At 28.2% G+C, this 14,047-nt stretch carries 17 protein-coding genes and 1 riboswitch; of the genes, 15 read left to right on the forward strand and 2 right to left on the reverse strand.

The genetic code is table 11. The annotated features are described in order from the left end of the window. Nucleotides 1-17: 17 nt before the first annotated feature. From radC to HF295_RS01720, 4 genes are all read left to right on the forward strand, one after another. The gene (gene radC, locus HF295_RS01705) at nucleotides 18-704 is read left to right on the forward strand and encodes a RadC family protein (RefSeq protein WP_312032121.1); all 687 of its coding nucleotides are present in this window, start codon (nucleotides 18-20) and stop codon (nucleotides 702-704) included. A 48-nt stretch (nucleotides 705-752) separates the two neighbouring features. After that, nucleotides 753-921: riboswitch (cobalamin riboswitch) on the forward strand. A 105-nt stretch (nucleotides 922-1,026) separates the two neighbouring features. Continuing rightward, complete coding sequence (locus tag HF295_RS01710; protein ID WP_312032122.1) at nucleotides 1,027-2,928, forward strand: hypothetical protein; 1,902 nt, start codon at nucleotides 1,027-1,029, stop codon at nucleotides 2,926-2,928. 1 nt (nucleotide 2,929) lies between these two features. Further along, on the forward strand, nucleotides 2,930-3,382 hold the full coding sequence (locus HF295_RS01715) for a hypothetical protein (protein ID WP_312032123.1): 453 nt from the start codon (nucleotides 2,930-2,932) through the stop codon (nucleotides 3,380-3,382). Continuing rightward, nucleotides 3,375-3,887, forward strand: a complete 513-nt coding sequence (locus HF295_RS01720) for a hypothetical protein (RefSeq protein WP_312032124.1) — start codon at nucleotides 3,375-3,377, stop codon at nucleotides 3,885-3,887. Before HF295_RS01715 ends, HF295_RS01720 begins: the two co-directional genes overlap by 8 nt. A 29-nt stretch (nucleotides 3,888-3,916) precedes the next feature. Here HF295_RS01720 and HF295_RS01725 read toward each other — a convergent pair whose 3' ends face one another. After that, complete coding sequence (locus tag HF295_RS01725) at nucleotides 3,917-4,837, reverse strand: alpha/beta fold hydrolase (protein ID WP_312032125.1); 921 nt, start codon at nucleotides 4,835-4,837, stop codon at nucleotides 3,917-3,919. Between the two features lie 103 nt (nucleotides 4,838-4,940). Between HF295_RS01725 and HF295_RS01730 the strand changes: the two genes are divergently transcribed. The 11 genes from HF295_RS01730 to HF295_RS01780 all read left to right on the forward strand — a co-directional run bounded on the left by HF295_RS01730 (nucleotide 4,941) and on the right by HF295_RS01780 (nucleotide 13,035). Further along, nucleotides 4,941-5,837 (forward strand): DUF3137 domain-containing protein, encoded by an 897-nt coding sequence (locus HF295_RS01730; protein WP_312032126.1) that lies wholly within the window; start codon nucleotides 4,941-4,943, stop codon nucleotides 5,835-5,837. After that, nucleotides 5,838-6,416, forward strand: coding sequence for a LemA family protein (locus HF295_RS01735; protein ID WP_312032127.1), 579 nt, complete (start codon nucleotides 5,838-5,840; stop codon nucleotides 6,414-6,416). 179 nt (nucleotides 6,417-6,595) lie between these two features. Further along, nucleotides 6,596-6,931: a single-stranded DNA-binding protein gene (locus tag HF295_RS01740; RefSeq protein ID WP_312032128.1), complete on the forward strand. Its 336-nt coding sequence runs from the start codon at nucleotides 6,596-6,598 to the stop codon at nucleotides 6,929-6,931. 191 nt (nucleotides 6,932-7,122) lie between these two features. Further along, the gene (locus tag HF295_RS01745; protein ID WP_312032129.1) at nucleotides 7,123-7,989 is read left to right on the forward strand and encodes a thymidylate synthase; all 867 of its coding nucleotides are present in this window, start codon (nucleotides 7,123-7,125) and stop codon (nucleotides 7,987-7,989) included. Then, on the forward strand, nucleotides 7,989-8,450 hold the full coding sequence (locus tag HF295_RS01750; RefSeq protein ID WP_312032130.1) for a dihydrofolate reductase: 462 nt from the start codon (nucleotides 7,989-7,991) through the stop codon (nucleotides 8,448-8,450). Before HF295_RS01745 ends, HF295_RS01750 begins: the two co-directional genes overlap by 1 nt. Next, entirely contained in the window at nucleotides 8,437-9,279 is an 843-nt protein-coding gene (locus tag HF295_RS01755) for a lysophospholipid acyltransferase family protein (protein ID WP_312032131.1), read from the forward strand. The genes HF295_RS01750 and HF295_RS01755 overlap by 14 nt, the downstream gene beginning before the upstream one ends. Before the next feature lie 8 nt (nucleotides 9,280-9,287). Beyond that, nucleotides 9,288-9,842, forward strand: coding sequence for a chromate transporter (locus tag HF295_RS01760; protein WP_312032132.1), 555 nt, complete (start codon nucleotides 9,288-9,290; stop codon nucleotides 9,840-9,842). Next, the gene (locus HF295_RS01765; RefSeq protein ID WP_312032133.1) at nucleotides 9,826-10,404 is read left to right on the forward strand and encodes a chromate transporter; all 579 of its coding nucleotides are present in this window, start codon (nucleotides 9,826-9,828) and stop codon (nucleotides 10,402-10,404) included. Before HF295_RS01760 ends, HF295_RS01765 begins: the two co-directional genes overlap by 17 nt. A gap of 17 nt (nucleotides 10,405-10,421) precedes the next feature. Then, nucleotides 10,422-10,922 carry a YcxB family protein gene (locus HF295_RS01770; protein WP_312032134.1) on the forward strand — a complete coding sequence of 167 codons (501 nt, stop codon included), beginning with the start codon at nucleotides 10,422-10,424 and terminating at the stop codon, nucleotides 10,920-10,922. Nucleotides 10,923-11,026: 104 nt separating this feature from the next. Beyond that, nucleotides 11,027-12,325 carry a TetR/AcrR family transcriptional regulator gene (locus tag HF295_RS01775; protein ID WP_312032135.1) on the forward strand — a complete coding sequence of 433 codons (1,299 nt, stop codon included), beginning with the start codon at nucleotides 11,027-11,029 and terminating at the stop codon, nucleotides 12,323-12,325. Continuing rightward, entirely contained in the window at nucleotides 12,322-13,035 is a 714-nt protein-coding gene (locus HF295_RS01780; protein WP_312032136.1) for a hypothetical protein, read from the forward strand. Before HF295_RS01775 ends, HF295_RS01780 begins: the two co-directional genes overlap by 4 nt. A 40-nt stretch (nucleotides 13,036-13,075) precedes the next feature. On the opposite strand, the gene HF295_RS01785 is transcribed toward HF295_RS01780, so the two are convergent. Further along, nucleotides 13,076-13,924, reverse strand: coding sequence for a S1C family serine protease (locus HF295_RS01785; RefSeq protein ID WP_312032137.1), 849 nt, complete (start codon nucleotides 13,922-13,924; stop codon nucleotides 13,076-13,078). Between the last annotated feature and the right edge of the window lie 123 nt (nucleotides 13,925-14,047).

Below are 14,047 nucleotides of genomic sequence, written 5' to 3' on the forward strand. Positions count from 1 at the left end.
GTTTAGGGTGATGTTTTATGTATATGATTAAAGATATGCCGAAATTTGAAAGACCAAGAGAAAAAGTAAGGAAATATGGAGTGACCAGTCTGAATACTTATGAACTTTTGGCGATTATTCTCAGGGCTGGAACACATGAGGAATCAGCCATTGATATTTCAAGAAAAGTAATAAGAGAATTATCTTCCTTAGGCGAACTAAGAGAAAAAACAATTGATGAATTAACATCCATTAAGGGTATTGGGCAGACAAAAGCTATTACTATTCTTTCTGCTTTAGAATTGGGAAAGAGAGTCTTAGAAAATAAACGTGATAAAATCCAAATTACTTGTCCTGAAACAGTCTTTGATTTATTAAATTATGATCTGAAAGATTTAAAACAAGAAGTATTGATAGCCTTATATTTAGATTTAAAAACAAATTTAATAGCTAAAAAAGAAATTTTTAGAGGTTCTCTTAATCAAAGCTTGGTTCATCCAAGAGAGATATTTAAATATGCTGTAAAATATTCTGCATATCAATTGATTTTGGTACATAACCATCCTTCAGGGGATCCTTATCCTTCAAAACACGATATAGAGCTAACAAATATCATCGAAAAAGCCGGTCAAATGATGCAAATATATTTGCTAGACCATATCATCATTGGCGACCAAAATTACTTATCCATTAATGCTCACCAAAAGAAAAGGAAATCCTATTAATAATTTTTATTATCATTGACTTATATGGTTTATTTGTTTATAATTATATTAATTGAATAGATTATAGGTGTAGCAATACATAACAGGGAATTGAGTAATCTCAAGCTGTCCCAGCAACCGTGATACAGACGAAATGCAATAATCCACTGCAATAGCGGGAAGGATGCAAATTAGGATGAAGTTAAGCCGGTAGACCTACCTATAATTAAATGTTTTCTCCTGGGTAATGAGAAAGAAAAGCATTGCTTTTTTTAGACCTGGGATAGGTCTTTTTTTTATTTTCGGGAGAACAGTTCAAAATACACTTTACTGAGGAGAAAGTATGAAAAATTTTAAGGTTTTACTGTTATTTGTTTTTATTTTTGTAGGTTTTTTTGCATGTTCGGAAGATTTAAGCACAGACATTCCTTCAATCGAAGTCACTATTGGTGAAGAAACTCATTTGCTTGAAATTGATGATTTTGATGGTTCCTTACTTGACTTAATTGAGAATTCAAGTATTGAAGTAACATATGAAAGCACTAATTATGGGGCTATGATTACAGCGATTGGTTCCTTATCTCAAGATCAGTTTCACTGGATAGGTTTTACAAAAAATAATGAAACTGCGGACCAAGGCGTGGATACTATAGATTTTGTTGATGGAGATATCTTTGAATTCACTGAAAATTTATCAACCTGGTCACTATCTTTAACATTAAATTATCAAGATATTAATCAAGATTCTTATATCTTTGTTTTTGAAGATACATCTATATATGTTCCTAAAGATCAAATGAGTCAATTTGATTTAATACAGGGTGAGGATTATCATGTTACCCTAACTCCTACTTCTGAAGATCAATCTATTATTTATGCTAGTGTTAGTGAGATTAGTCCTATTTATGATGGTTCTATTGATATTAAAATTGGTGAAAATATAAGTGAAATTTTTTATACCAATGAAATGAAATCAACTATGTCATTAATGGATTTAATTGAATCAAGTCCAATTCAATTAAATTATATTGAAACAACATATGGCCCTATGCTTACACAAATTGGAGAATATCAACAAGATGATTTTCATTGGATTGGATTTATGAAAAATAATGAATTTGCTAGTTTAGGCTTAGATCAAATAGAATATTCAAATGGGGATGTCTTTGAATTCACTGAGAACTTATCAACTTGGACACAAGAATTGACAATGACTTATGATGTGATGGAGGAAGATCATTATATTTTCCTTATTAATGACACAAGTGTATATGTAGAAGTTAGTCAGGTTAATGATTTAGAATTAATAAGTGGTGAAGAATACCATCTTATTGGAAGTGCATTAGAAGAAGGTATCGAAGGTGTTCAATTTTCAATTACTCAAATCTCTCCAGCATATGATGGCGTTGTAGATATTATATTAGAAGATGAAACCTATAAACTTACATTTACTAATGAGATGCAAGATCAAATGTCATTATTAGATTTAATCGAAACGTATGAAATAGATTTAAAATACACTGATACAACTTATGGACCTATGGTGACTAAAATAGGTTCTTTGCAAGCAGATGACTTTCATTGGATTGGTTTTACTAAAAATGGTGAATTTGCTATGGAAGGCTTGGATCAAATAAATTATATGGATGCAGATGTATTTACATTTTCTGAAAATCTATTATTTTCTACTAATTTAAGTGCTGAACTTGTCAGTAAAGCAGATGATTACTATGTTTTTGAAAACCAAAATCAAGCATTCAAAGTGTATCATGAAGATCTTCCACAGGCATATTTAGAAGATTATTTACATCTTGGATTTTTCTATAGATTATCTGGTGAAATTGATCAAAGTCATGAAAACGAAAATGTCTTGTTGGTTGACGAAATCAATATAGATTATATAGAGGATTTTAGAGAACTTTTCGAGATTGAAGAGGGAGAAATTTTTATATTGAAATTTAAGGTAACTTATCAAGTAGAGAGTTCAGAATTTGGTATTGAAATTTTTGCAGAAGATATTAATGGCTTATCAAGTACAGACATTTCAAATCAAATGAAATATCCAAGTACAACCAATTATATTTTTTATACCATACCAGATGGATATGATTTAAATCTTGACCAAGTCTATGTAGGTAAATTTATTTATCAAGTTAATGCTCCAAGTTCTATTCCTCAAATCACTTTATATGAGTTTGATTTATATGGTAATCCTTTAGATCAAGCTATCTATTTAAGTGAGTAAAATGAATATTAGTTTAAAAATTAAAATATTATTATCTGTCATTATGGCTGGATTACTAGTTATAGTGATGGTCTTTTTACTTGATTTAGGTCCTGATCAAGAAATAGAAACTGAAAATTCAATTGGCCAAATTGCTTTTATACTCTATGATGAATCAAATTCTGTTGTTCTTGCAGATGATTTAAAATTCTATGAAAATGACACTTTATTTACACTATTAAAAAGACATTACACTTTGGTCTGTGCCAATCAATTTTATAAAGCAGACCCATCATGCTCCCACAAATTTCCTAATGGGTATGTATTATTAGCCATTGAAGATATAGAGTCGGATTGGTATAATACTGTCTTAACTATTTATGTTAACCATGAACGAGCAAATTATGGTGTATCTATGCTGAATTTGAATGATGGGGACATCATTGAAATCAAAAGGACTGATTATGATGAATAATCATGTGAAAGAAATAAGCTTATTGGCCATATCAACAAGTATATTGATAGTACAAGAATATGTCTTACAATTTTTACCAAACATTCAGCTTACAACATTATTAATCTTGGTATATACCTATGTTTTTGGGTTAAAGAAAACATCTATGATTGTCTTAGTTCATGTTTTTATAGATAATTTATTGTTGGGTTCTATTGGTATGATACACGTATGGTTACCTATGCTTTTGGCATGGTTACTGATAACATTTTTATTTTCTTTACTAATTAAGAAAAGTCATAATCTATTGGTATATGCTTTTTCAGCTTACTTGTTTGGACATTTATATGGTCTTATCTTTGCACCGTTTCAAGCATTATTACTAAATGTTCCAATGACGCCTTACCTAATTGCTGATATTCCATTTCAACTCATTATGGGTATTACTAATTTTCTTACTATTTTATGGTTTTTTCCAGTTTTATCTAAATTTTTATCTGATTTATATAAACATTATCAACATTAAAAAAGGAGACTTAGTCTCCTTTTAAAAATTTACGTTAACAAAAAATTTTTTACATCCTCATAAACTTCATTTTTATTAAGTTCATTCAATACTTCATGTCTTGATTTAGGATATATTTTGAATTGAACATTGGTGTAGCCAAAAGAAATCATTTTCTCAGATAAGGCTTGAATTTGCTTGCCATAATTACTCAGTGCATCATGACTTCCCGAGATCAGTAAGATGGGTTGATAATGATTACCCTTTTTTATTTTTTTATCATCATTAGACTCAATAATCCACTGGAACATATCTTTGTTGGCTTGGACAGTAAATGGTTGTCCACACATGGGTGAGTGTTTATAATAATCCTGAATATCTTTATCACGACTTAACCATTCTTCATTATCTCCTGAGATAATTCCATCTTTTCTCATTTTCTTTTGATTGGCATCAATACTCATGTTTTGAATCAATTTTGATACATATTGAGGGCCTCTAAAAAATGATATAATTGATGTTAAAAATTTACCCATCAATAGCAAAGGTTTTGGTGGCATCGCGGAACCAGAAAATATTGCTTTTTTATATGCGTTTGGATAATCTAAGACAAGTTTTCTAGCCAAGAAAGATCCCATAGAATGCCCAAATACATAGTGATCTAAATCATGGTAGTTTTCTTTAATCCAATCTTTGACCAATACGATGGATTCATAAGCTAATTTATGACCAAACTTATCAGCAAAATGAACTTTATTAAGGTTGTCTGTGGATAAACCATGTCCTAATATATCATGACCAACTACAATAAAACCTTGGGAATTTAAATATTGGGCGAATAAACCATATCTTGCAAAATGCTCACTGGCACCATGGATGATTTGGAGAACACCTATAGGGCTCGTATCAGCTTCATAAAGATAAACATGGATATCATTATTTTGAGAATCATTTAAGACAAATTGTTTCACTTTTCACCTCACTAACTATATTATAACATTTATGATTTATTTTTATGATAGCTTTTGGTATAATTAATTAAAGAATATTCGCAATTTTTAAGAAGGAGTTACTATGGATAATCAAAAAGCTATCGATTCATTTAATTTAAGAAAGAAAAAAGTTGAAAAGCAATACATGATTGCTTTCTTATTTATTGCTTTAGGGGGTATTGCTTTATTTTTAACCTATAATCAAAATTCCAATTTAAATTTTATTCCTATGATTTTATTTGCAGGTGGTATTATATATTTTATTATTGGCGCTAGTGCTTTTTCAAAACTAAAGAAAGAATTTAAAAAGGATTTTCTTAAAAATATTTTTAGTGTTTTAATACCTGGTATTGAGTATTCACCTCATATAGGTTTAAATCCTATGGATGTATATGCAACTGAGTTTTTAAAAAAGGCTGATCGTTTTCATTCAGAAGATTATTTAAGTGGAAAAATTGATGATATTGACTTTATTTCATCTGATGTTCGTTTAGAAGAAAGAAGAGTTAGACATACTAAAAACGGAACTCAAGTTTACTATGTACCTTATTTTGTTGGTAGAGTCTTTAAATTTGATTTTCATAAAGAACTTGTGGGACACATGCAAGTTTTAGAAAGTGGACGACCTTTATCTAGAAGACCTTTTAACAAAGTTGAGTTAGAATCTATTGATTTTAATAAGAAATTTAATGTTTTCGCTGAAGAAGAATTAACTGCTTTTTATATATTGACACCTGATATCATGGAAGCAATCTTTGCTTTAGAGCGTCGATATCCTGGTAATATAAGCTTTTCTTTTTCTGACCAACAAATGTACTTAGGTATTAATAATAATAAGAATACCTTTGAATTACAGTTGTTTAAACCATTATCATTAGAAGCTATTCAAGAATTTGAGAAAGACTTATTGGTTGTTAAAGATGTCATTCATTCTTTAAAACTTAATAATAGTATATTTAAGAAAAGGGAGGATTTATAAATGTTAGTGAACCAAATAGGTGGAGGAATTATCGCAATCATCATTATTGCAGTTATTATTTTAATGATTGTTGTATGGTATATATCTACCATGAACAAATTAAGACAGTTAGAACTAAAAGTCCAAGAAGCAGAATCAGGAATTGATGTTGCATTAACTAAAAGATTTGATATGCTTTCTAAAATGCTTGATACAACCAAGGGTTATGCAAAGCATGAGGCTGAGACATTAGAAAAAATTGTCAAATGGAGATCCGGAGTTCCTGATAATGCTACTTTAGAAGAGAAAGCTGAATTCCAAGCTCAAATGGACAGGGTTGCTCAAGGAATCAATGTCGTTGTAGAGAAATATCCTGATTTAAAAGCCAATACTGTCTTTATTGAGTTGCAACAATCAATTAGAAATGCTGAAGAACATTTGCAAGCTGCTAGAAGACTTTATAATGCTAATGTTACTAAAATTAATCATATTATTGTGACATTCCCTCAAAGTATTGTTGCTAATAAAATTAATATGACTAAAAAGCCATATTTTGAAGCAGAAGATCGCAAACGCGAAGATGTAAAGATGGATTTTTAAAAAAGATAATTATTCATAAAAATTGATAAAATATTGAGAAAGAGATCAAGTATCTCTTTCTTTTTCATTGTATTTTAAGAAAAGAGCAATTTTAATATTATTAAATGATTATAATAGACTATTTATAAGCTTATGCTTATAAAACTAGAACTGCTATAATGCTTACAGGAGGAAATTGCATGAATCAATTAATATTAGTTGGAAGAATTGTTGAAGATCCAGAACTTACTGTTTTGGATAATGGAACCAAAGTATCTACTGTAACATTGGCTGTAAAAAGAGGTTTTAAAAGTGGTGAAAACAACCAATATGAAACAGATTTCTTTAAATGTACTTTGTGGAGTGGTATTGCAGAAGCTACAGTTAATTATTGTAAAAAGGGCCATACTGTAGGTGTTAAGGCAAGAATTCAACAAACCCATTTTGTACAAAATGAGAAAAAAGTATTTTCATATCCAGAAATCATTGTAGAAAAGATAACATTTATAAACAAGCCTAAAAATCAAGAAGAATAAGACATAAAAAAAATATATCTAAAAGATTTACTGGATAAAAATTATATATTTAAAAATGCATCGGTAATTAATTACTGATGTTTTTTTATATAAAGTAAATTAGGATTAAAATATAGAGTAATTTGTGGTAAAATAATGAAGTAAGTATGAATAAAGAACTAGTTTGTATAAGGTTATATTTGGAGGCAAAGATGAAAGAATATTTAAATTTATTATCATATATACTTGAAAACGGTAGACAGAAAGAAGATCGTACCAATACAGGTATAATTTCTACATTTGGATATCAAATGCGTTTTGATTTAAATAAAGGTTTTCCTTTGGTTACAACAAAAAAAATACATTTAAAATCAGTTATCCATGAGTTGTTATGGTTTATTAACGGTGACACCAATATTCAATATTTAGTAAAAAATGGTGTTAGAATTTGGAATGATTGGCCTTATCAAATTTTTAAAGATTCTAGTGAATACCAAGGCGAATCAATGAAAGAATTTATTGATAAAATTATTTCTGATAATAGTTTTGCAAGAAATTATGGTGATTTAGGTCCTGTATACGGTAAACAATGGCGTGATTTTAATGGTGTTGACCAATTGTATAATGTTATCGACTCTATTAAAAATAATCCAAATTCAAGAAGACATATCGTAACAAGTTGGAATCCTGAAGATATAGATAAAATGGCTTTACCTCCGTGCCACATGATTTATCAATTCTACGTAGTTGATGATCAACTTTCTCTTCATTTATATCAAAGAAGCGCAGATGCTTTTTTAGGTGTTCCTTTTAATATTGCATCTTATGCGCTCTTATTAATGATGGTTGCTAAAATTACAGGTTTGAAGGCTCATGAATTTGTTCATACGATTGGTGATGCTCATATATATTTGAACCATGTTGATCAAGTTAAAGAACAAATTAGTAGGGAACCATTTGAATTGCCTCAGATGCTAATTCATAGGACTCCTAGTCATATTGAAGATTTCAAATATGATGATTTTGAGTTGGTAAATTATAAACATCATCCTCATATTAAGGGTAAGGTAGCAGTATAATGATTGCTTTAGTCTTAGCCATGGATGTTCATGGACTTATTGGTCAAAATAATGATTTGCCTTGGCATTATCCCGAAGATTTAAAGTATTTTAAAGAACTTACTCTAAATAAGAATGTTCTAATGGGAAGAAAAACTTATGATTCTATTTTTAATAGACTTGGAAAAGCTTTGCCAAATAGACAAAACTATGTAGCTAGCAGGCATAATAAACCTATTAAAGATGTTCAACTGGTTAATGATATTCATTCTTTTATAAAAGATTTTAAAGATGATTTATATATAATTGGTGGCAAAGAAATATTTGAGCAAAGCAAGGAATACGCTGAATATATTTATATTACTTACATTAAACATTTGTATCAAGGAGATACTTTCATTAACTTTGATTATAGTCAGTTTAATATGAAGATTATTAAAGAAACTAGTGATTTAATTTTCACTGTCTATGAAAGGAACTAATATGATAGCTATTTTTCAGATAATACTTAGTCTCTTATTATCACTTTTATATACTATAGTCTATGTTGATTTTCAATCAATAATATCTATTATTAGTATTATTGGTGCTTATTTGGCTATAAACATAATTTATATTCTATTGGTCATTATAATCTTCATTATATTAGTATATACCACAGAAAAAGTAGATAAAGCTTCTATTTGGAAACATAATCTCTTAATGACTTTTTCTAATTATTTCTTTTGTTCTTTATTAAGAGTTAAACCCATAGTCAAAGGTTTAGAAAATCTACCTAAGAATTCAAATTTCGTATTATATGCTAACCATATTGAATACAATGATCCTTTTTATATTAAAATGTTTTATAAAAACTCATCATTAACCTATGTTTCTAAAGAACCCTTATTTAAATATCCTGTTTTAAAGAATTTATTACATGGTATTGGGGCTATTCCTATAGGGAAGTTAGCTGATCGGAAGTCTTTAGAAGCCATTCTTCAAGCCATAAAAACAGTTAAATCTGGTCAACCGATTGGAATTTTTCCTGAAGGTAAAAGATCCTACTCCAACAACATGGGTGCCTTTAAGCCTGGTGCTTTCAAAGTGGCACAAAAGGCTGAAGCTGATATTTCTTTGGTTGCTATATACAATTTTCATGAAATTAATCGTAGAAAAATTAGAATTAAGAAAGTTAAAGTCTATTTAACAATATTACCTTTAATTAAGTATGAAGATATTAAAGGATTAGATACTGTGACTATATCGGATATGGCTTATCAATTAATTAATCAAGAGTTAGATAATTATAAAAGAACTTTTAAAGAATAGGAGACAGCATGTACTTAACATTATTTTGGACATTTTTTAAGATTGGCTTGTTCACCTTTGGTGGTGGTTATGCCATGATACCATTTATTCATCGATTTGGCGTAGATAAATATCAATGGATTACTGAAGATGAATTTTTAAATATTATTACGATTGCTGAATCTACGCCTGGGCCTATAGCAATAAATTCAGCCACTTATATTGGCCATAAGGTCAAAGGTATAAGAGGTAGTATTGCGGCTACTATTGGTGTAGCATTACCATCTGTAATTATTATTATTTTAATTGCTGCTTTTTTTATGCAGTTCAAAGAAAATCCTCATGTAGAATATGCTTTTAAAGGGGTTAGAATTGGCGTTTCAGTCCTTGTTTTAAATGCAGCAATAAGAATGTATAAAAAGTTGGATAAACATTGGATAAGTTACTTTTTAATTGGAGTAGGATTTATAATACTCTTATTCCATTTCTTTTCTGTGATTTATGTTATTATGATTGGTGGTGCTGTAGGCATCATCTACCAATTACTTACAGTTCGAGGTGATACTAATGGAAATCTTTCTTAAGTTACTTGAACTACTTTTCACATTTTTTAAAATAGGATTATTTACTTTTGGTGGTGGCTACGCAATGATTCCTCTAATCACTGAGGAAGTTATCAGTAAAGGATGGGAAACACACCAAACTCTTATTGACTTTATTGCTATTGCAGAGTCTACACCAGGACCATTTGCTATTAATATAGCTACATTTATTGGTTATGAGCAATTGTTTATTATAGGAGCAGTTTTCACTACATTGGGGGTCATATTACCATCATTCATCATTATAGTGATTATCGCAAAGATATTTAAACACTTTGCTGATAATAAATATGTGGTCGGTTTCTTAAATGGTGCAAAACCAGTGATAGTAGGGGTTATATTTTCAGTAGGTGTGAATTTTATACTACTTAATGTATTTAGCACTAAGAAAGTTACACTAATTAAGGATTTTGTTTTTGATTGGAAAACTGTTACTATTTTAGTATCAATATTTTTATTAAGCAAAATAAAAGATAGAATTCACCCAGTAGTTATAGTACTTGCTTCAGGAGTGATGGGCTATATTTTATTTGGTATATTATAAAAGAAGGAGGAATTTAAATGGATATTCATATATTAAATACTACAAAGTATAATAAGGACTTAATCATTAAATACAATCAGTTTTTTTCGAGAGGCTATATAAAGAAGAATTTCATTATAATGACTTTGGTTGCAATAGGCTTTATCATATATATGTTAGCAAACCAAGAATATCTTTATGCATTATTATTGGTTGCTTTAATTATCATATACTTTTTATTGACATTGGTATTACAAAAGTTTACCATTAAAAGAATGTTAGCTAAATCACCTTTAGTGGAAAAACCGATCAAACAAACTTATGAGTTTTTTAATGATAAGGTCTTAGTAAAAAATCCACAAAAGACTTATGAAGTACCCTATGATTCTATATTTTCAGTAAAAAAAGGGAAAGACTTCTTTTTAATTAAGGCCGGCCAAAATAAATCATTAATTGTAGATTTTAAAGGATTTTCAACAGAAGAAGACTCTAGAAAATTAGAAGAGTTCTTTATTATCAGATTCAATATGAAAGACTAGAAGATTCTTAAGAATCTTCTTTTATTTTATCATTTTAACTTTACAATTTTTGATATCAGTTATATAATAAACTTATAAGTCTAAACTATATGGTAGGTTATGATATGAGTAAAGATAAAACACAATTATTATTGGAAAATAAGAAGGTTTTTGAAGAAACACTTAATGAATTTAGTTCAAAACCTTATGAATTGGCTTCAGTCAATGAGATTATTAAAAGAAGTCATTATAATAAAGGGAGTTTTTACTATAGATTTAAGGATAAGTATGAATTATATGTATCAATATTAGATTATGTTTTTGTCCAGCAAATCGATTTGTTTAATAAAACTTCTTTTGATTTAACAACCAATAATCACATTAACGCTATTCTGCATGCCTTGTTTAATAATCTATTAAATCTTTATAAACTTGATTCTAGATTTTACCATTTGGTTATTAGGTTTTATAATGAGAAAACTGATTTTGTTTCTTCAACTCTTGAAGTCTCAGTGCCTTCATTGTATGAGCGATTTATAAAAAAATTGAATCATATAGGTTCTTTTAATGATTCTCAAATGATTATCATTGAATCTATATATAAAAACCTTCCTATTGAGAAATTACTTAATCAAGATATTAGATTAGAAGAAATGATTAATCAATTATCCAATGACAAGTATAAAAATGATAAAATTGAAATAGACAGTGAAGACAAATATCTTGATTTACACCACTTTAAAGACAAATTTAATTATTTTATCACTGATAATGATTTTAATAATTCTTTAAATGAAGTATTTATTGTAAATGATTTCTTATTTGAGGAAAGCAAGATAAAAAGACTGATCAAAAGAAAGACTTTTCAATTAAAATTTGATGTTAGAAGAATATTAAAGAAATATATAAATAAACCTATTTTTAATGGTATATTTTTAAAAAACATACTTGAATCTGAAGATTATGTCAATATTGTTAAAGATGATACCTTAAGGAATATCTTTTATACTCTGATTTATGGTATTATTGATTTAAATGAAATTCTTGTTATAAATCATATGATTAGTGATTTAAACGATAAGCAAAGAGATATCTTATTCAATAAAATTTTACCTATAAATGGGCAACTAACAAAGATACTAATAATTGATAAAGTCCTAGTGTTTAATGGTTGTCTAAATTCATTTTATATGAAAGATGATCTTACAGGCGTTAAGAAGTATCATATGAATGATTTATCAGTTCAATATCAAAACAAGTATTATATTAAATATATAATAGATGGTGTATATTCTTCAGATTATTTTGATTCTATTGACGGTTTTGTTAAAAATCATACAAATAGTGAAATAAAAATACTTGAGGTAAAGACCGTACATGAACTTGCTTATCATCAAATTAAAGAGCTGGTGAATAAAATATGAAAAAATTAACTGATATCATTAAAAACGATTTATATATTTATTATGAGTATCATATTATACATATCATCACTGCTGTATCGATAATTTTCGCTTTTACCATTGGTTTGACTAATTTTTTACCACCAATGATTTATATATACATGGCTGTATTTATTGTTCCTGTATTAACATTTTCAATTTCATTATTCATTGGTGAAAACCATAAAAGTGATAAGTTAAATCAATGTCCTCCTGGGATTTATTCCATAGGCAAAATTATTTCAGCTGTTTTTCTACAACTCATTCCTTTGATATCTTTCCTCATTGTCTTAATAGGCGTTTTATCATATGAATTTAATGTTCTTTTATTTCTATTAGTTTACTTATTGGGTTCTGTATTACATATAGTAATTGGTTTAACATTATCCATCATTGCTAAATCTCAATTTTCTTTATCAATGGCATATTTAGTATATTTAATTGTGTTTTCTGTTATACCTATTTTTTATTCTGTAGATATGATTCCAAACGATATTAATTACATTTTAATTATTTCACCTGCATATTTATCGGGGGTACTATTTGAAGCTATTGTCCATCCTTCACAGCAGTTTGAACACTGGTTTGCATATCTATCTGTTTTTTTACAGTTAGCATATCTATTAATTCTCTACTATTTTGTTATAAGACCTTTTTCAGATCAATATTTAAAATCTCAAAAAAAACCTTAAGAATTTTACGGAATTCTTAAGGTTTTTTTATTTATGTTAGTTACTCATTAATTAGATTATTAGAAGATATAAAATTGTAAAGAACAAAGCTTGGAATAGCAAATGATTTGGTTCCATCGTCAGATCCCCAGGTATTAATACCTATTAAATTCCCATCCACATCGACAAGGGCACCACCACTTGATCCTTCATCAATTTCAGCATTATGTTCTATAACAATAAAATCAACATTTTCTATCAAAGAAATTCGAACAAACTTCCCTATCGATACATTATTGTAAAATCTTAATGGATTACCAACAGCCATTACAAGCTCATCAGCTTTCATTCTATAGCCAAGTCTTTGAGAAATATTTATAAATTCAACACTTTGTCGATTGTTTTTTTCAAATCTCAAGATTGCTAAATCAAGATCTTTATTTGATATTAAGACTTCAGCTTCATGATAAGAAGTATCCTCGTAAGTTTTAACTTCGAATTTTATGGTTGCAAAACTTGGAGATGAAACATTAGAATTTTCAATAACATGATGATTCGTGACTGCATAATAATATGATTCATCAGCTTGATATATAAAGCCTGAACCAGAAATAATATCATCATTAAAACCTGTAGATATAGTTGTTTTAATTGAAATGGTTGATTTCACAACATGTTCTTTAGTATTTAATAATATTTGATTATATTGATCAATACTATTTAAGCTGTATGTTTCTGAAACATATATTGGTAATTGACTGTAATCTTCGTAACTATAAAATTCTCCTGAATAAGTAGCATTGAGAATCTGTTGGTTGGTTTGGGGAATAAAATAAGAACACGATCCCATAAATAAGGTGAAGAAGAGTGTTAAAATTAGCAATATTGATTTAATCTTCTTATTAGTCATACTATTCACATCCTACAATTTCTGTTTTTATATATTCATTATACTATATAAAATTAAAAAAAATTAAAAAGATAATCACATATTTCTTTATATTTATAAAAAATAAAGATATAATTATAACAA

Origin of the sequence: Hujiaoplasma nucleasis, from assembly GCF_013745115.1 — a bacterium.
GTDB lineage: Bacteria > Bacillota_I > Bacilli_A > Izemoplasmatales > Hujiaoplasmataceae > Hujiaoplasma > Hujiaoplasma nucleasis.